This is a genomic window from Leisingera thetidis (assembly GCF_025857195.1).
GTDB lineage: Bacteria > Pseudomonadota > Alphaproteobacteria > Rhodobacterales > Rhodobacteraceae > Leisingera > Leisingera thetidis.
The window spans coordinates 215,001-230,748 of sequence record NZ_CP109787.1 but is presented as its reverse complement, the minus strand read 5'-3'; the positions used below and the strand labels follow the sequence as shown (position 1 = coordinate 230,748).

The following is a 15,748-nucleotide window of genomic DNA, read 5'->3' as shown; positions in this document are numbered from 1 at the left end:
CCGTTTTAAGCAGATAAACGTTCGGCCGGTCCGCTGCCGGACGGCCGGGAATGATCGGTCTGCAATCTTTGCTAACGGATAAGTTTCATGGAAACCCTGCTGCTGTTTCGGGTCGCTCATATTGCCTGCCTCCTTACCGGTCAAGCCGCTGAGCTTTCCGAACCGGCAGCAATAGGTTGCGGAGGTGTCGTTGCCAGCGATGACGCGAATGCAAGCAAAGTCCGGCAATGCTGCCGCCCCACCGCAATAAAGAAAAACGCCGCGGTGCATCAGCAGCGCGGCGCCTCGAATTCCACAGTGCGGGCACCCTGCCCGTCGCCCAATCACCCCTGCTTGGTGACCTGGGTGAAGTCCAGTTCCACCGGGGTCTCGCGGCCGAAGATCGACACGGTGACCTTGAGCTTCTGGTTGTCGTCGTCGACCTCTTCGACCATGCCGTCGAAATCCTCGAACGGGCCGTCGTTGACCTTGACCTTCTCGCCGATCTCGAAGTGGATCAGGGTGCGCGGCGCCTCGACGCCTTCCTCGACGCGGCCCAGGATGCCCTGCACCTCGGCGTCGCGCATCGGCATCGGGCGGCCCTGCGGGCCGAGGAAGCCGGTGACCCGGTTGATCGAGGAAATCAGGTGGTAGCCGCGGTCGGACATTTCCATGTGCACCAGCACATAGCCCGGCATGAACCGGCGCTCGGTCGAGACCTTCTTGCCGCGGCGGACCTCGATCACCTCTTCGGTGGGCACCAGCACCTCGTCGATCTCGTCCTCAAGTCCCTGCTCTGCGACCGAGGTACGGATCTGCTCTGCGATTTTCTTTTCGAAGTTCGAAAGAACGCTGACCGAATACCACCGTTTCGCCATGAACCATCGTCCTTGTTTTGCCAGGCGGGCCATTGCCGCGCCGCCGCTTCATCATTCCGATGCAGCCGAAGCTGCGCTCTCCAACAAAAAGCGGCGTGCAAACCGAATCGCCGCACGCCCGCCTCAATAGTTCCCGCTCACGTACCGCCCATTGCCGCCGAGATCAAGGGCAGCGCAGCAACATGGGCCGCGGAGCCGTCGCACTGCCGCAGGCTCAGCCGAACATCCCCAGAAGCCCTTGCAGGCCAAAGCGGATCAGCAGATCGACCAGCGCGAAGAACAGCGCCGTCAGGGCCGCCATGATGAACACCATGACCGTGGTCAGCAGCACCTCGCGCCGGGTCGGCCATACGACCTTGGACACTTCGGCGCGGACCTGCTGGATGAACTGTACTGGGTTGATAGTCGCCATGCTGGGGGTGTCTCTCTGCTAGCAGTCACGGCGATGTAACCGGTGGCGCCCGTGAATTCAAGCCCTGCACCGCCCCTCCTGCTGCACGGGCTGCGCCCGCAGGGTCAATCCAATTTTAATTCATTTCCGGCAAAAATGGATCAGGCGCTCCCGTGCGGCCGGCTGCGCCGCCGGGCCGGATTGCGCGATTACAGTGAGATAGGACGCCATGACCCCTGCTTTTTCCTTGTCCCAGGCCGAACAATTGGAACGCGATGCCAAACTTGAAGATGCCGCCCTGATCTATGCCGGCATCCTGACCCGCAACCCCAAGAACACCCGCGCCCAGAAAGCGCTGGAGGGGCTGCGCAAGCGGCTGCAGTCGCAGCGGGACCCGTCCCCCGTGCACCAGGCCAATCTCGAGGCAACCCTTGCAGACGGCCGCCACTTCGAGGCCGCGGAAAGCTGCGGAGCCCTGCTGCAGACCTTCCGGGAATCGCATTTCCTGTGGGATTTCCTGGGCCGCTGCCACCTGTCCGCCGGGCATCTGGACAACGCCGCCACCTGCCTGAACAAGGCCTGCGGGCTCAATCCCCGCGCTGCCGGCACCTATGCCGCCATGGGCCGCGTGCAGGCCGCGCGCGGGGCGTTTGACAACGCCATGGCCCTGTTTGAAAAAGCCCTGACGCTCAACCCGGGCTGCCTGCCGGCGCTGCGCGGCAAGGCCGAAACCCTGTCCCTGCAGGGCCGCAGCCGCACAGCAGCCGCGGCCTTGCGCAAAGCGGTTGCACTGGCCCCCGGCGATGCCGCCCTCCACCTCGCCCTGGCCGGCCTTCTGGACCAGCTCGGCGCCGCGGCCGAGGCCAAGGAGCACTATACCCATGCCGCCGGCCTGGACCCGGACCTGGCCGAAGCGCATTACCAGCTCGGCCTGCTGCTCAAGGCCGAAGGCCGCTTTGCCGACGCCCTGCCCTGCTTTGACCGGGTCTTGCAGATCTCCCCGGCCGACGACCGCGCCCGGACCCAGCGGCTGCATGTGCTGGCAGAGCTCAGCGACTGGCGCTGGGTCAGGGAATACAGCGGGTGCCGGCGCCAGCTGGGCCTGCGCGGCAGCGGCTGCGACCCCAGCGCTCTGATGCTGCTGGAAGACAACCCGGACTTGCTGCGCGCCCGCGCCCAGGCCTTTGCCAGCGACCTGTTCCCGGCCGCTGGGCCGCAGGCTACGGCGGCGGCGCCCGACAGGCCCGCCCGGCTGCGGATCGGTTACTTTTTCTCGGCCGCCAGCAGCACGGCGGTGCTGAGCCAGCACGCCGCCATGCTGGCCGCCCACGACCGCAGCAGGTTCGAAATCCGCGCCTACGTCACCGGCCCGGGGCTTGCCGAAAGCACCGCCGCAGACATCCGCCGGACAGGATCAGTGCTCAGGCAGCTTGACGGGACAGCCTCGGACCAGGAGATTGCCGCGGTCAAGGCCGACCATCTGGATATTGCCGTGGACCTCTCGGGCTACGCGCAGGGCAATCGGATGCATCCGTTTTCTGCACGGCTGGCGCCCCTGCATATCGCCTGGCCCGGCTACCCTGGCACCATGGGAACCGCCGTGTTCGACTACCTGATCAGCGATGCGGTCACCTGCCCGCCCGGCAGCGAGCGGTATCACAACGAGCACCTGCTGCGTCTGCCCCACGGCCTCTCGGCCATGCTGCCCGCCGCATCCGAGCCGGCCGGCGCACCCAGCCGGGCTGACTGCGGCCTGCCGGCGGACGCCTTCATCTTCGGCTGCTTTGCGGCCGCAAGCCAGATTACGCCCCGCGAGTTCGGCATCTGGATGCGCCTGCTGCACCGCGCCCCGGGCAGTGTGCTCTGGCTTCTCGACCACGGGGAGCATTCGGTGTCGAACCTGCGCCGTGCCGCTGCCGCTGATGCGATCGATCCGGACCGGCTGGTCTTTGCGCCGCCCGCAGCCAGGGCCGGCCATCTCGCCCGCCTGCCGCTGGCGGACCTGTTTCTCGACACGTTCACGGTCAATGCCTGCGCCGCCGCCCGGGACGCGCTGTCCGCCGGGGTGCCGGTGCTCACGCTGCCAGGCCGGCAATTCGCTGCCCGCACCGGGGCGAGCCTGCTGCAGGCCGCCGGGCTGCCCGGGCTGATTGCCGCGGACACCGAAGACTATGAGGCCAAGGCCGTTGAGCTGGCAACCGATGCCGAAGCCGCCGCAAGGCTCCGCAGCCTGCTCCTGGAACGGCAGCAGCAGGCGCCGGTGTTCAGCCCCTCGCGGTTCGCACGGCAAGCAGAGGAGGCCTATGACGCTGCCTATGGCCGGTATCTGCAAGGGGCGGAACCGGACCACCTGGCCCCCGGCCCGGCAGGACCGCAGCACAGCTGAGACCGGTGCCCGGGCTCTGCGCCCTGCCCGGAACGGCGGCGCCGGAATTTCATGCTGGCCGGGAAATGGCAGGGGCAGCAGGGTTCGAACCCGCGACCTACGGTTTTGGAGACCGTCGCTCTACCAACTGAGCTATACCCCTGTGGTGCGGCATGTCCTACGGCAGCCGCGCCGCGCTGGCAAGAGGTAAAAACCGATTTTCTGCGCGCTGCACGGCGGTTTGCAGGCGGCGGGCTTTGCCCTGCCGGAACCATACGGTATGACGGGCCGGAAACGGGCCGCGTGTCCAGCAATTCCTTGAAAACGAGCGTGAGACCGTGAGCCTGAGAAAGAAAATCGCCGACAGCCGCCGGGTGAACCGTGCCATCGAAGGGCTGTTTGCAGCCTATATCCGCTTCGCGTTCCGCACCTCGCGCTGGAGCCGCAGCGGGTTTGAGGAGATGGACGCCTGCGTGCGCCGCGGCGAGCCGGTGATCTTTGTGCTGTGGCACCAGCGGCTGATCATGGCGCCGTATCTGTTCGACACGTCCCTGGGCCGGATCTGCGCGCTGACCTCGGCGGCCCGCGCCGGGCGGCTGGCCGGGCAGATTCTGGTGCGGCTGGGATTTGAGACCATCCCGATGTCGAGCCACAAGCGCCATGTGGCGCTGTCGCGCGAAGTGCTGCGCCGCACCCGGGAAGGCTGCTCGATCGGCATCGCCGCGGATGGGCCGCGCGGGCCTGCGCGGGTGTCCTCGACGGTGCCGGTGGTCTGGGCCCGGATGACCGGCTGCCGGGTGTTCACCGTGGCATTTGCCGGGAAAAAGGTGATCAGGCTGCCGACCTGGGACCAGCAGATGCTGCCGCTGCCGTTTTCCCGCGGTGTGCTGATGTGCCGGGAATGGACGGATGAGGTTCCGAAAAAGCCGACCGATGCAGAGGCCGAATCCCTGCGGCTGCGGCTGGAAGCCTCGCTGGACGCGATCACCGACGACGCCGACACGGCAGCCGGGCGCCGCATTGAAAACCGGAAAGCAGATGCCGGCTGAGGCGCCGTTTCCCCGCAGGTGAAACGGTGCGCAGATCCGGAATTCCGGCACGTGGGACCTGGGACCGGGGGCCTGGGACCGGGGCGGTTTCCGGTCTCTGCAGCAAAAAGGGCCTCCCGAGGGAGGCCCTTTCTGTATTCAGAACCGTGTGGCGCCCGGCGATTTTCTAGCGAAAACCGCCTGCCGCCACTGTTTCCAAAATCACTCGGTGATTTTCGAAACGACGCCAGCGCCGACGGTGCGGCCGCCTTCGCGGATGGCGAAGCGCAGGCCGTTTTCCATCGCGATCGGCGCGATCAGCTCGACGTCGAACTTCAGGTTGTCGCCCGGCATCACCATCTCGGTGCCTTCCGGCAGGGTCACGGTGCCGGTCACGTCGGTGGTGCGGAAGTAGAACTGCGGACGGTAGTTCGCGAAGAACGGCGTGTGGCGGCCGCCTTCTTCCTTGGTCAGGATGTAGGCCTCGGCCTCGAACTTGGTGTGCGGGGTCACCGAACCCGGCTTGCACAGCACCTGGCCGCGCTCGACGCCGTCACGGTCGACGCCGCGCAGCAGCGCGCCGATGTTGTCGCCGGCTTCACCGCGGTCCAGCAGCTTGCGGAACATTTCCACACCGGTGCAGGTGGTGGTGGCGGTGTCGCGGATGCCGACGATCTCGATCGAGTCGCCGACGTTGATCACACCGCGCTCGACACGGCCGGTCACAACGGTGCCGCGGCCGGAGATCGAGAACACGTCTTCGATCGGCATCAGGAACGGCTGGTCGACGGCGCGCTCCGGGGTGTCGATGTAGTCATCAACAGCCGCCATCAGCTCTTTGATCTTCTCGGAACCGATGTTGTCGTCGCGGCCTTCCATCGCCGCCAGAGCGGAGCCTGCGATGATCGGGATATCGTCGCCCGGGTAATCGTAGGAGGACAGCAGCTCGCGGATTTCCATTTCGACCAGCTCGAGCAGCTCTTCGTCGTCGACCTGGTCCACCTTGTTCATGAACACCACCATCTTCGGGATGCCGACCTGGCGGCCCAGCAGGATGTGCTCGCGGGTCTGCGGCATCGGGCCGTCAGCGGCGTTCACCACCAGGATGGCGCCGTCCATCTGCGCCGCGCCGGTGATCATGTTCTTCACATAGTCGGCGTGGCCGGGGCAGTCGACGTGGGCGTAGTGGCGCGCTTCGGTCTCATACTCGACGTGGGCGGTCGAGATGGTGATGCCGCGGGCTTTTTCTTCCGGCGCGCCGTCGATCTGGTCGTAGGCTTTGAAGTCACCGAAATATTTGGTGATTGCCGCGGTCAGCGTGGTCTTGCCGTGGTCAACGTGGCCGATGGTGCCGATGTTGACGTGCGGTTTATTACGCTCAAACTTTTCCTTAGCCATGCGTTAGGCGCCCTTTTGAAATGAGGGGTCAGCGTTGACCCGGTTTCCTCTGCGCGGGCGGATTATTTGGTTTGAGCGGAAAAATCAACCCGTTCCTGCTTGACAGGGGCGGATTTCGCAAGGTTCAGGCCGCTGCGCCGGACGCGGCGGCATCCGGGGCGGCGCTGCCGCCGTTTTCCGCCGCCGGGCGCGGCGCAAACCAGCCCTCCTGCTTGTGCTGCTTTGCCATCCATTCCTCGACTTTGTCGGCAATGTTGACCGCCAGCCCCTGGATCTGCTGTTCCTTGGTGCGGGCATGGCCGGAGCCCAGGAGGGCGCTTTCGCCGGTGGTGCTTTCGAAGATCTCCATCTGGTGCTTCCTGGCGAGGAATTTCTTTTCCGCAACGTCATAGACAAAAACGTTCACCACAACCGCGCTTTTGGGAGAGAACAGCACCGGCACGCCGGGCGGGGCCAGCATGAACCCCTCCAGCGTCACCGCCACATCGTATTCCTGCGCCCCCGCGTACCGCCGCAGGCGGGTGTCCAGCGCGTTCTTGATCGGAACGGTCCATTCGCTGTGTTCCGCATTCCGCGACAGCGGCCATTGCAGCGCTTTTTCGGTATAGACATGCGTCACCCGCGCCTGGAAGGCCCCCAGGTCCTCGGGCGCCTCATCCAACCGGGTTTCGCCGCAGGCCGCAAGCAGGGCAAGAGAGGCAAGCAGGGCAAGAATGCGGATCATGGGCGTCCTCTTCCGGAAATTGGTCCCGTTCAGATAGCCGGGTGTGCAGCACAGGGTAAAGGGGCGGAAGCCGCATCCCCCGCGCGGGTGGCGCGGGGGGCACAGGCTGGCAGCAGGCACCTGCCGCCTATTTGAACTTGTAGCCGCGCGGGAACCCATGCGGCGGGCGCTTGCCGATACCGGCGCGTTTGCCCAGCCACTGGCTGAGGTCGGCCTCGTGGCGGGTCTTGCCGCCGCCCATTTCCCACTTGAGGCCCTCGTCCCAGTTGAACGTGGTGATGTCGGAAAGGCCGCCGTCCAGTTCCAGCGAGCCCTGCTTGCCGCGCGCCATGTTGTACTTCTGCAGGCGCACGCCCTTGCCGCGGGTGAGTTCCGGCATTTCCTCAACCGCAAAGACCAGGAACTTGCCGTTTTCCGAGACGATGGCAACGTGGTCGCCTTCCACCGGTATGCAGACCTTGGCGCGCTCGCCGTCCTTGACGTTCAGCACCTGCTTGCCGCTGCGGGTCTGGGCGACGATTTCCCTTTCGGCGCAGATGAAGCCGTTGCCCGCATCCGAGGCAACCAGCAGCCTGCCGTCCGGGTTGTGGATGATCAGGTCGACGATCTCCACCTCGTTGGGCAGGTCGACCATCAGCCGCAAGGGTTCGCCCATGCCGCGGCCGCCGGGCAGATTCGCCGCCGACAGCGTGTAGAAGCGGCCGTTGGAGCCGAACACCAGCAGCCGGTCGGTGGTTTCCGCGTGGAAGATGAAGCGCGGGCTGTCGCCGTCCTTGAACTTCAGCTCGCGGTTGAGGTCGATATGGCCGGTCATCGCGCGGATCCAGCCCATCTGGCTGCAGACCACGGTGACCGGCTCGCGGTCGATCATCGCTTCCAGAGGAACCTCTTCCACCTCGCCGGCCTCGGCAAAGCGGGTGCGGCGGGCGCCGCCGGAGAAATCCTTGCCGAATTGCTTCTTGGTCTCCCGCAGCTGCTCGGTGATGCGGGTCCACTGCAGCTCTTGCGAGCCCAACAGTTCCACCAGCCCGGCGCGCTCCTCGCGCAGGGCGTCGCGCTCGCGGACCAGCTCGATCTCCTCCAGCTTGCGCAAAGACCGCAGGCGCATGTTGAGGATGGCTTCGGCCTGGACCTCGGTCAGCTCGCCCGTTCCTTGCGCCGGCGTGATGTACTCGGCCTCGGTAAGGGCGCGCGGGTGGTCCCTGCCCCAGTCCTCGCGCATCAGCGCCGCCTTGGGGTCCTCGTCATAGCGGATGATGTCGATCACCCGGTCGAGGTTCAGGAAGGCGATGATGAAGCCTTCCAGCACCTCCAGCCGGTGGTCGATCTTTTCCATCCGGTGCTGCGAGCGGCGCTGCAGCACGTCGCGGCGGTGGTCGAGGAAGGCGCGCAGCACTTCCTTCATCGAGCAGACCTTGGGGGTGACGCCGTCGATCAGCACGTTCATGTTCAGGCTGAAGCGGATTTCCAGGTCCGAGTTGCGGAACATCATGTTCATCAGCACCTCGGGGTCCACGTTCTTGGACTTGGGCTCGAGGATGATGCGGATGTCGTCCGCCGATTCGTCGCGCACATCGGCGAGGATCGGCACCTTCTTGGTCTGGATCAGCTCGGCGATCTTTTCGATCAGCTTGGATTTCTGGACCTGGTAGGGGATCTCGGTGACCACGATCTGCCACTGGCCGCGGCCCAGGTCCTCGACCTCATGGGTGCAGCGCAGGCGGAAGGAGCCGCGGCCGGTGCTGTAGGCCTTGGCGATGTTTTCCTTGGGCTCGACAATGACGCCGCCGGTGGGAAAATCGGGCCCCGGCACATAGTTCAACAGGGTGTCGTCGCGGGCATCCGGGGTCCTGATCAGATGGATGCAGGCGTCGATCAGCTCGGCAATGTTGTGCGGCGGGATGTTGGTGGCCATGCCCACCGCGATGCCTGCGGCGCCATTGGCCAGGATGTTCGGGAAGGTCGCGGGCAGCACCGCCGGCTCGGTCAGGCGGCCATCGTAGTTGTCGCGGAAATCAACCGCGTTTTCATTCAGCCCTTCCAGCATCGCCTCGGCGACGAAGGTCATCCGCGCCTCGGTGTAGCGCGAGGCTGCCGGGTTGTCGCCGTCGATGTTGCCGAAGTTGCCCTGGCCGTCGACCAGCGGGTAGCGGACGTTGAAGTCCTGCGCCAGGCGCGCCATCGCGTCATAGATCGCGGCGTCGCCGTGGGGGTGGAAGTCGCCCATGGTGTCGCCGGAGATCTTGGCCGATTTCAGAAAGCCGCCCGAGGAGCTGAGCCGCAGGCGGTTCATCGCGTACAGGATCCGTCTGTGCACCGGCTTCAGCCCGTCGCGGGCATCGGGCAGCGCCCGGTGCATGATGGTGCTGAGCGCATAGGTCAGATAGCGCTCGCCGATGGCGCGGCGCAGCGGTTCCAGGATTTCGCCTTGTTCGGGGGCGGACGGCATGTCGGGGTCTTCTACCAGGTCGGTCATGGATTGGTGATACTGCCGCCGCCCGGATTGGTAAAGCGGGCGCGCGCGAAATTCGCACGGCACGGCACGGCGGCGGCGGCGCAGCTTGCGGGGAGAAGCCGGCCGGCTCTCCCCTGTTTCCCGCGCATTAACTTGCACTAGATAGAGTGGAACCAGGCAGCCGCGCCGCGCGTTTATTTCCAAACCAATGCAATTCTGTGCAGCTGCCGTGTGGTGGTGATTGGGGGGGACCGGGTTATGCCGCGTTTTATTTTTGTATCTTTCGCCTTTCTTGGGTGGGGTTTTTACGAGCTGAGCGGAGGCGCCGGCTTCGAGCCCCCGAAACGGCCTGAGCCTGCCGTTGCCGCCAAAGCTGCTGCCCCTGCACCGCTGCCGGAAAGAATCACCGCGGCCTCCTTGACCGCGCAGCCGGTCCTGACCCGCCGCACCGAAACCGCTGCGCCTGACCGTCCGGCCGCAGATCCGTCCCTGCGGCGGCGTGCGGCGGCCGAGCAGCTGGCGGACGCATCCGGCGTGCTGGCGTCGACTCAGACCGCGTTTTCAGGCGCGCCGGAAGCCGCCCCCTTGCAACTTGCCTCGCTGGACGGCGGGCTGGCGGCAATCACGGCAGCACCGGCGGCAGCCGCGGTTCCGGACCGGCCTGCGCCGGAAACCCATGCGGACCGCCGCACCATCCGCGCCTCGCGGGTGAACATGCGCCAGGGGCCGGGCACGAATTATCCGGTGATCGCCCGCCTGCTGGGCGGTGACGAGGTTATCGTGATTGAGGACAGCGGCACCGGCTGGCTGCACCTGCGCGCGCCCGCGAATGGCCGCGTTGGCTGGATTGCCGCTTCCCTGGTGAGCAAGAAACGCCCATAACTGCACCGGAGGTTTCCGGCAGAAGGGCGCTGAAGTGGAAAAATCCATCCTGATTACGGGCTGTTCCTCGGGGATAGGCCTGGATGCGGCCCGCGGCATGCGCGAGCGCGGCTGGCGGGTGTTTGCCTCCTGCCGCCAGCAGCGCGATTGCGACCGGATGCGGGCCGAAGGCTTTGAAAGCCCGCGGATCGACTACACCGATCCTGCCAGCATGGACTCAGGCCTGGCCGAAGTGCTGGACGCCACCGGCGGCACCCTGGATGCACTGTTCAACAACGGCGCGCACGGGCTGCCCGGCGCGGTGGAGGACCTGCCGACGGAGGGCCTGCGCACGATCTTCGAGGCCAATTTCTTTGGCTGGCATGAGCTGACCCGGCAGGTGATCCCGGTGATGCGGGCGCAGGGTCATGGCCGGATCGTGCAGAACTCCTCGATTCTCGGCTTGGTCTCCTTTCCCTGGCGCGGGGCCTATGTGGCGACGAAATATGCGCTGGAAGGGCTGACCGACACGCTGCGGGTCGAACTGCAGGGCACCGGCATTCACATGGTGCTGATCGAACCCGGGCCGGTGACCTCGAAAATCCGCGAGAAATCGATCCCGCATTTCGAGCGGTTCATCGACTGGCAATCCTCGCCGCGGCGGGATCTCTACGAATCCCGCCTGCTGAAGCGGCTCTATGAAAGCAGCGGCCCCGACCGGTTCGAGCTGCCGGCCTCAGCGGTGACAGCCAAGCTGGCCCATGCCTGCGAATCCCGCCGGCCGCGCGCGCGGTACTACGTCACCACCCCCACCCATATCGCCGGTTTCCTGCGCCGGATCCTCAGCACACGGGCAATTGACCGCATCCTGGTGCGGCTCGGCTGACGGATTCGCGGTCGCCAACTGCCGCCGCGCAGGATAGACGGGGGCCAACGGAATTGATGCGCTTTGGGGGACAAGATGAGCGATCCGCTGTATTATCTGGCACTGGCTGCGGTGGCCGCCGTGGTTGTGGCGCTGGTCATCGGCATAGGCGGTTTTGGCAAGGGCGGCGACTTCAACCGCAGGAATGCAAACAAGATGATGCGCCTGCGCATCCTGTTTCAATTCATTGCAGTGGTGCTCTTGCTGTCCTACGTCTACCTGCGCAGCCAGGGAGGATAATCGGCAATGGTCGTTCTGAACAAAATCTACACCCGCACCGGCGACAAGGGCGAAACCGCCCTGGGCAACGGCGAGCGCGTGGCCAAACACTCGGCCCGGGTCACTGCCTATGGCACCTCGGATGAACTGAATTCCTTTGCCGGCGTGGCCCGGCTGGAGGCGGAGGGCGAAATGGACGCGGCCCTGGCGCGCATCCAGAACGACCTGTTCGATCTGGGCGCCGACCTGTGCCGCCCGGAGATGGCAAAGGACGCCGAGGCGGACTACCCGCCGCTGCGGATTGCGGCGGCGCAGGTCGAGCGGCTGGAGGCCGAGATCGACGTCATGAACAAGGATCTGCAGGCGCTGCGCAGCTTCATCCTGCCGGGCGGCTCGAAACTGGCGGCGCATCTGCACGTCTGCCGCACCGTGGCGCGCCGCGCCGAACGCCTGTGCACGGACCTGAGCACTGCCGAAGACGTGAACCCGGCAGCCGTGAAATACCTGAACCGGCTGTCGGACTGGTTCTTTGTCGCGGCCCGCGTGGCCAACAACGGCGGCAAGGACGATGTTCTATGGGTGCCCGGCGCCAACCGCTGAGCGGCCCGCCGCCGGGTTGATTCGGCATTTCATGCCGGTTTTTGGCCAATCCCGCAGGCAACGCGTCATTTCCGCGCTTGCGGCGGCCTGACACCGGCGGGCAGATTTCCCTCTGGAAACATTCTTGCCAAAATGATGTTCCAAAAGCGCGAACGCGACGTCGGCGTGCGCTAACGTGACGATTTTGCCCTGTTGCAAGCGCACACCAGCCGGTATCAACGCTGCGAGAGCATGGAGGGGAGTCGCCCAAAGGCGGCTTGCCGTTTGTTAAGGAGAGAACGCAAAATGAAGGTACTCGTGCCTGTCAAGCGCGTGATTGACTACAACGTGAAGGTCCGCGTCAAAGCGGACGGCAGCGGTGTCGATCTCGCCAACGTGAAAATGTCGATGAACCCCTTCGACGAAATCGCCGTCGAAGAAGCCATCCGCCTGAAGGAAGCCGGCAAGGCTGACGAAGTGGTTGCGGTTTCGATCGGCGTGAAGCAGGCCCAGGAAACCCTGCGCACCGCGCTGGCCATGGGCGCGGACCGCGCCATCCTGGTGGTTGCTGCCGACGACGTGCACACCGACATCGAGCCGCTGGCGGTTGCCAAGATCCTCGCCAAAGTGGTCGAGGAAGAGCAGCCCGGCGTCGTGCTCTGCGGCAAGCAGGCGATCGACAACGACATGAACGCAACCGGCCAGATGCTGTCGGCGCTGCTGGGCTGGTCCCAGGGCACCTTCGCGTCCGAGCTGGACATCGAAGGCGACACCGCCAAGGTGACCCGCGAAGTCGACGGCGGCCTGCAGACCATTTCCGTGAAGATGCCCGCCATCATCACCGTGGACCTGCGCCTGAACGAACCGCGCTATGCGTCGCTGCCGAACATCATGAAGGCGAAGAAGAAGCCGCTGGACGAGAAAACCGCCGCCGATTACGGCGTCGACGTCACGCCGCGCCTGGAAATCGTCAAGACCGAAGAGCCGCCGGCCCGCGCCGCAGGCATCATCGTCGGCTCCGTCGACGAGCTGGTTGAGAAACTCAAAGAAGCGGGGGCTGTGTAATGGCTGTTCTTCTCCTTGCTGAAGTGACCGACGGCGCGCTGGCGCTGGACGCAACCGCCAAGGCCGTGGCCGCAGCCTCCAAGCTGGGCGACGTGACCGTTCTGGCGGCCGGCGCCTCCGCTGCCGCGGCCGGCGAAGAAGCCGCCAAGATCGCAGGCGTTGCCAAGGTTCTGGTTGCCGAGGACGCATCGCTGGGCCACCGCCTGGCGGAGCCGACCGCAGCCCTGATCGCCGGCCTGGCCTCCGATTTCGAGCACATCGTGGCCCCCGCCACCACCGACGCCAAGAACGTGCTGCCGCGCGTCGCCGCGCTGCTGGACGTGATGGTGATCTCGGACGTCTCCGGCGTTGTCGACGGCGACACCTTCGAGCGCCCGATCTATGCCGGCAACGCGATCCAGACCGTGAAGTCCCGCGACGCCAAGAAAGTCGTCTCGATCCGCACCGCGTCCTTCGACGCAGCCGGGACCGGCGGCTCGGCTTCGGTTGAGACGATCTCTGCTGCGGCCAACCCGGGCCTGTCCGAGTGGGTCGAAGACAAGGTTGCCGCCAGCGACCGTCCCGAGCTGACCTCGGCCGGCATCGTTGTCTCCGGCGGCCGCGGCGTCGGCTCCGAAGAAGACTTCAAACTGATCGAAGGCCTGGCCGACAAGCTGGGCGCCGCTGTTGGCGCATCGCGCGCCGCGGTCGACTCGGGCTATGCCCCGAACGACTGGCAGGTGGGCCAGACCGGCAAGGTTGTTGCCCCGGATCTCTACATCGCCGTGGGCATCTCCGGTGCCATCCAGCACCTGGCCGGCATGAAGGACTCCAAGGTCATCGTGGCGATCAACAAGGACGAAGAGGCCCCGATCTTCCAGGTTGCGGACTTCGGCCTGGTTGCCGACCTGTTCGAGGCCGTCCCGGCGCTGACCGAAAAGCTGGGATAAGCCCGGCTGAACCGCGCATCAATAGGAAGGCCCGCCGGAAGGCGGGCCTTTTTCTGGTTCCGGGGCCGCCGCCGCTACTTTTTCCGAAGCATCGGGGACATCCGGCCTGCCAGCGCTGCGGCTATCCGCAAATGCTCCTTGGGGCCGATCATATGGCGCGCCGCAGGCAGTTCCATCTGGCCAAAGATCATGCCCGCAATGTCCTTTGCCGCGGCGGCGGACGAGGCCTTGATTTCGAGAACGCCCTGCACTTTGGGGCGCAGGGCCTCAGCCATTGTGCGGTCGACCAGGACCGGCTCGTCCGGAAAGCCCGCACCGGCGTCCAGCTGATAGCGCAGCCACAAGAGCAGAACACGGCCGTCAAGCTCTTCGATCAGCCTGCTCATCCGCTCGACCCAGCTGCGCTGCAGCTGTTCGCGCACCTTCTCGAACCGCTGTCCGGAAATCTCGCGCAAGGTGCAGAGCAGGTGCTTGTTGAAATGAAACTCTGTGAAGTCTACCTCCGGGTACAGCGTCTTGAGTGCCGGATGGGCCTGCAGAAACCGGTCATTGCGGCGCGGGTGGACACGGTAGTAGGGGTTCGAGATATTCTGCGCCCCCAGCATCTGCAGCACCGAAACATGCGCCTGCCTGGCGATCCTGATCAGGGTCTCGTCCTGCACGAAACTGTCCAGCCCGGCATTGACGCTGCCCAGATTGATGCAATCCATGCCAAGCTGGTTCTGCAGGGAGTCCACAAAGGGAAACTCAACGAATCGCCCGTAGACTTCGGTTCCGCCGAGAAAGGCAACATAGGGCGCGTCCAGAGACCGCTGCGGCCCCCGCACCAGCAGTCTGGACTGCCCGTATCTGCACGATTCTCCCGAAAGCGCCCCGGCGCTTTTGAGTTCATAGCTCATGTCACCACCAATTTTTCACCCGAGACTCACTTTGCTGCGCAACCATTGCAATTTCCCTAAAGTGAGAATTTGCCTCAAATCGGCTCAAGCTGCCCTTGTGCCCGCCCTTCCCCCGCCAGTAAGGTTGCGGCAGATATTTCAGGAGCCTGAGGCATGGGAATTCAGAAGGTTGGTGTGATTGGTGCCGGACAGATGGGCAATGGCATCGCCCATGTTCTGGCGCTGGCCGGGTATGACGTGGTGCTGAACGACGTCAGCCAGCAGGCGCTGGACGGCGCGCTGAGCCTCATTCACAAGAACATGGCCCGGCAGGCGAGCAAGGGAAAGATCTCCGAGCCGGACATGAAGGCGGCCCTGGCGCGCATTGTGCCGTCGCTGACGCTGGCCGATGTGGGCGCAACCGATCTGGTGATCGAAGCCGCCACCGAGCGGGAAACCGTGAAACAAGCCATTTTCGAAGATCTGCTGCCGCATCTGAAACCGCATACCATCCTGACTTCGAACACCTCGTCGATCTCGATCACCCGGCTGGCCAGCCGCACCGACCGGCCGGAACGCTTCATGGGGTTCCATTTCATGAATCCGGTGCCGGTGATGCAGCTGGTCGAGCTGATCCGCGGCATTGCCACCGATGAGCCCACGTTCAGCGCCTGCCAGGAAGTTGTGGCACGGCTGGGCAAGACCTCTGCCAGCGCCGAGGATTTTCCAGCCTTCATCGTCAACCGCATCCTGATGCCGATGATCAACGAGGCGGTCTATACGCTGTATGAAGGGGTCGGCTCGGTCAAATCGATCGATGAATCGATGAAGCTGGGCGCCAACCATCCGATGGGGCCGCTGGAGCTGGCGGATTTCATCGGCCTGGACACCTGCCTGGCGATCATGAACGTGCTGCATGACGGGCTGGCGGACACCAAATACCGCCCCTGCCCGCTGCTGACGAAATATGTCGAGGCCGGCTGGCTGGGCCGCAAGACCCAGCGCGGGTTTTATGATTACCGCGGCGAAACCCCGGTCCCAACACGGTGAACCAGGCTGCCGGGCGGGGGCGCT

The 15,748-nt window shown here is 65.1% G+C and carries 15 protein-coding genes and 1 tRNA gene; 9 read left to right on the top strand and 7 right to left on the bottom strand.

Going from position 1 to position 15,748, the window contains the following annotated elements; genetic code table 11:
* Positions 1 to 323 precede the first annotated feature (323 nt).
* Together nusG and secE are read right to left on the bottom strand one after the other, a co-directional pair.
* Positions 324 to 857 (bottom strand): transcription termination/antitermination protein NusG, encoded by a 534-nt coding sequence (gene nusG / locus OKQ63_RS01145; RefSeq protein WP_264212162.1) that lies wholly within the window; start codon positions 855 to 857, stop codon positions 324 to 326.
* 214 nt (positions 858 to 1,071) lie between these two features.
* The gene (gene secE, locus OKQ63_RS01140) at positions 1,072 to 1,269 is read right to left on the bottom strand and encodes a preprotein translocase subunit SecE (protein ID WP_019298606.1); all 198 of its coding nucleotides are present in this window, start codon (positions 1,267 to 1,269) and stop codon (positions 1,072 to 1,074) included.
* A gap of 208 nt (positions 1,270 to 1,477) precedes the next feature.
* On the opposite strand from secE, the gene OKQ63_RS01135 reads away from it, so the two are divergent.
* The gene (locus tag OKQ63_RS01135) at positions 1,478 to 3,634 is read left to right on the top strand and encodes an O-linked N-acetylglucosamine transferase, SPINDLY family protein (RefSeq protein WP_264212161.1); all 2,157 of its coding nucleotides are present in this window, start codon (positions 1,478 to 1,480) and stop codon (positions 3,632 to 3,634) included.
* A gap of 66 nt (positions 3,635 to 3,700) precedes the next feature.
* On the opposite strand, the gene OKQ63_RS01130 is transcribed toward OKQ63_RS01135, so the two are convergent.
* Positions 3,701 to 3,776 (bottom strand) — tRNA-Trp (locus tag OKQ63_RS01130).
* Positions 3,777 to 3,951: 175 nt separating this feature from the next.
* Here OKQ63_RS01130 and OKQ63_RS01125 point away from each other — a divergent pair.
* Entirely contained in the window at positions 3,952 to 4,662 is a 711-nt protein-coding gene (locus OKQ63_RS01125) for a lysophospholipid acyltransferase family protein (protein WP_264212160.1), read from the top strand.
* A 201-nt stretch (positions 4,663 to 4,863) separates the two neighbouring features.
* Here the strand turns inward: OKQ63_RS01125 and tuf are convergent, their stop codons facing one another.
* The 3 genes from tuf to OKQ63_RS01110 form a co-directional block, all read right to left on the bottom strand.
* Positions 4,864 to 6,039: an elongation factor Tu gene (gene tuf, locus OKQ63_RS01120; RefSeq protein WP_264212159.1), complete on the bottom strand. Its 1,176-nt coding sequence runs from the start codon at positions 6,037 to 6,039 to the stop codon at positions 4,864 to 4,866.
* A gap of 124 nt (positions 6,040 to 6,163) precedes the next feature.
* Positions 6,164 to 6,763: a hypothetical protein gene (locus OKQ63_RS01115; RefSeq protein WP_264212158.1), complete on the bottom strand. Its 600-nt coding sequence runs from the start codon at positions 6,761 to 6,763 to the stop codon at positions 6,164 to 6,166.
* A gap of 127 nt (positions 6,764 to 6,890) precedes the next feature.
* Entirely contained in the window at positions 6,891 to 9,239 is a 2,349-nt protein-coding gene (locus OKQ63_RS01110) for a DNA topoisomerase IV subunit A (protein WP_264212157.1), read from the bottom strand.
* Positions 9,240 to 9,476: 237 nt separating this feature from the next.
* On the opposite strand from OKQ63_RS01110, the gene OKQ63_RS01105 reads away from it, so the two are divergent.
* From OKQ63_RS01105 to OKQ63_RS01080, 6 genes are all read left to right on the top strand, one after another.
* A complete protein-coding gene (locus OKQ63_RS01105; protein ID WP_264212156.1) occupies positions 9,477 to 10,100 on the top strand; it encodes an SH3 domain-containing protein in 624 nt (207 codons plus the stop codon).
* Between the two features lie 34 nt (positions 10,101 to 10,134).
* The gene (locus tag OKQ63_RS01100; protein ID WP_264212155.1) at positions 10,135 to 10,965 is read left to right on the top strand and encodes an SDR family NAD(P)-dependent oxidoreductase; all 831 of its coding nucleotides are present in this window, start codon (positions 10,135 to 10,137) and stop codon (positions 10,963 to 10,965) included.
* A 75-nt stretch (positions 10,966 to 11,040) separates the two neighbouring features.
* Entirely contained in the window at positions 11,041 to 11,244 is a 204-nt protein-coding gene (locus tag OKQ63_RS01095) for a twin transmembrane helix small protein (RefSeq protein ID WP_264212154.1), read from the top strand.
* A 6-nt stretch (positions 11,245 to 11,250) separates the two neighbouring features.
* Positions 11,251 to 11,823, top strand: a complete 573-nt coding sequence (locus tag OKQ63_RS01090; protein WP_264212153.1) for a cob(I)yrinic acid a,c-diamide adenosyltransferase — start codon at positions 11,251 to 11,253, stop codon at positions 11,821 to 11,823.
* Between the two features lie 285 nt (positions 11,824 to 12,108).
* Entirely contained in the window at positions 12,109 to 12,867 is a 759-nt protein-coding gene (locus tag OKQ63_RS01085) for an electron transfer flavoprotein subunit beta/FixA family protein (RefSeq protein ID WP_264212152.1), read from the top strand.
* The gene (locus OKQ63_RS01080; RefSeq protein ID WP_264212151.1) at positions 12,867 to 13,796 is read left to right on the top strand and encodes an electron transfer flavoprotein subunit alpha/FixB family protein; all 930 of its coding nucleotides are present in this window, start codon (positions 12,867 to 12,869) and stop codon (positions 13,794 to 13,796) included. Before OKQ63_RS01085 ends, OKQ63_RS01080 begins: the two co-directional genes overlap by 1 nt.
* A 74-nt stretch (positions 13,797 to 13,870) precedes the next feature.
* On the opposite strand, the gene OKQ63_RS01075 is transcribed toward OKQ63_RS01080, so the two are convergent.
* Positions 13,871 to 14,695, bottom strand: coding sequence for a DUF6473 family protein (locus tag OKQ63_RS01075; RefSeq protein ID WP_264212150.1), 825 nt, complete (start codon positions 14,693 to 14,695; stop codon positions 13,871 to 13,873).
* A 153-nt stretch (positions 14,696 to 14,848) separates the two neighbouring features.
* On the opposite strand from OKQ63_RS01075, the gene OKQ63_RS01070 reads away from it, so the two are divergent.
* Complete coding sequence (locus OKQ63_RS01070) at positions 14,849 to 15,724, top strand: 3-hydroxybutyryl-CoA dehydrogenase (RefSeq protein ID WP_264212149.1); 876 nt, start codon at positions 14,849 to 14,851, stop codon at positions 15,722 to 15,724.
* Positions 15,725 to 15,748: the final 24 nt, after the last annotated feature.

Coding starts and splice junctions, on each gene's coding strand:
- OKQ63_RS01075 (WP_264212150.1), bottom strand. CDS start 14,695: ATGAGCTATGAACTCAAAAGCGCCGGGGCGCTTTCGGGAGAATCGTGC.
- secE (WP_019298606.1), bottom strand. CDS start 1,269: ATGGCGACTATCAACCCAGTACAGTTCATCCAGCAGGTCCGCGCCGAA.
- OKQ63_RS01070 (WP_264212149.1), top strand. CDS start 14,849: ATGGGAATTCAGAAGGTTGGTGTGATTGGTGCCGGACAGATGGGCAAT.
- OKQ63_RS01085 (WP_264212152.1), top strand. CDS start 12,109: ATGAAGGTACTCGTGCCTGTCAAGCGCGTGATTGACTACAACGTGAAG.
- tuf (WP_264212159.1), bottom strand. CDS start 6,039: ATGGCTAAGGAAAAGTTTGAGCGTAATAAACCGCACGTCAACATCGGC.
- OKQ63_RS01115 (WP_264212158.1), bottom strand. CDS start 6,763: ATGATCCGCATTCTTGCCCTGCTTGCCTCTCTTGCCCTGCTTGCGGCC.
- OKQ63_RS01095 (WP_264212154.1), top strand. CDS start 11,041: ATGAGCGATCCGCTGTATTATCTGGCACTGGCTGCGGTGGCCGCCGTG.
- OKQ63_RS01110 (WP_264212157.1), bottom strand. CDS start 9,239: ATGACCGACCTGGTAGAAGACCCCGACATGCCGTCCGCCCCCGAACAA.
- OKQ63_RS01105 (WP_264212156.1), top strand. CDS start 9,477: ATGCCGCGTTTTATTTTTGTATCTTTCGCCTTTCTTGGGTGGGGTTTT.
- OKQ63_RS01135 (WP_264212161.1), top strand. CDS start 1,478: ATGACCCCTGCTTTTTCCTTGTCCCAGGCCGAACAATTGGAACGCGAT.
- nusG (WP_264212162.1), bottom strand. CDS start 857: ATGGCGAAACGGTGGTATTCGGTCAGCGTTCTTTCGAACTTCGAAAAG.
- OKQ63_RS01090 (WP_264212153.1), top strand. CDS start 11,251: ATGGTCGTTCTGAACAAAATCTACACCCGCACCGGCGACAAGGGCGAA.
- OKQ63_RS01080 (WP_264212151.1), top strand. CDS start 12,867: ATGGCTGTTCTTCTCCTTGCTGAAGTGACCGACGGCGCGCTGGCGCTG.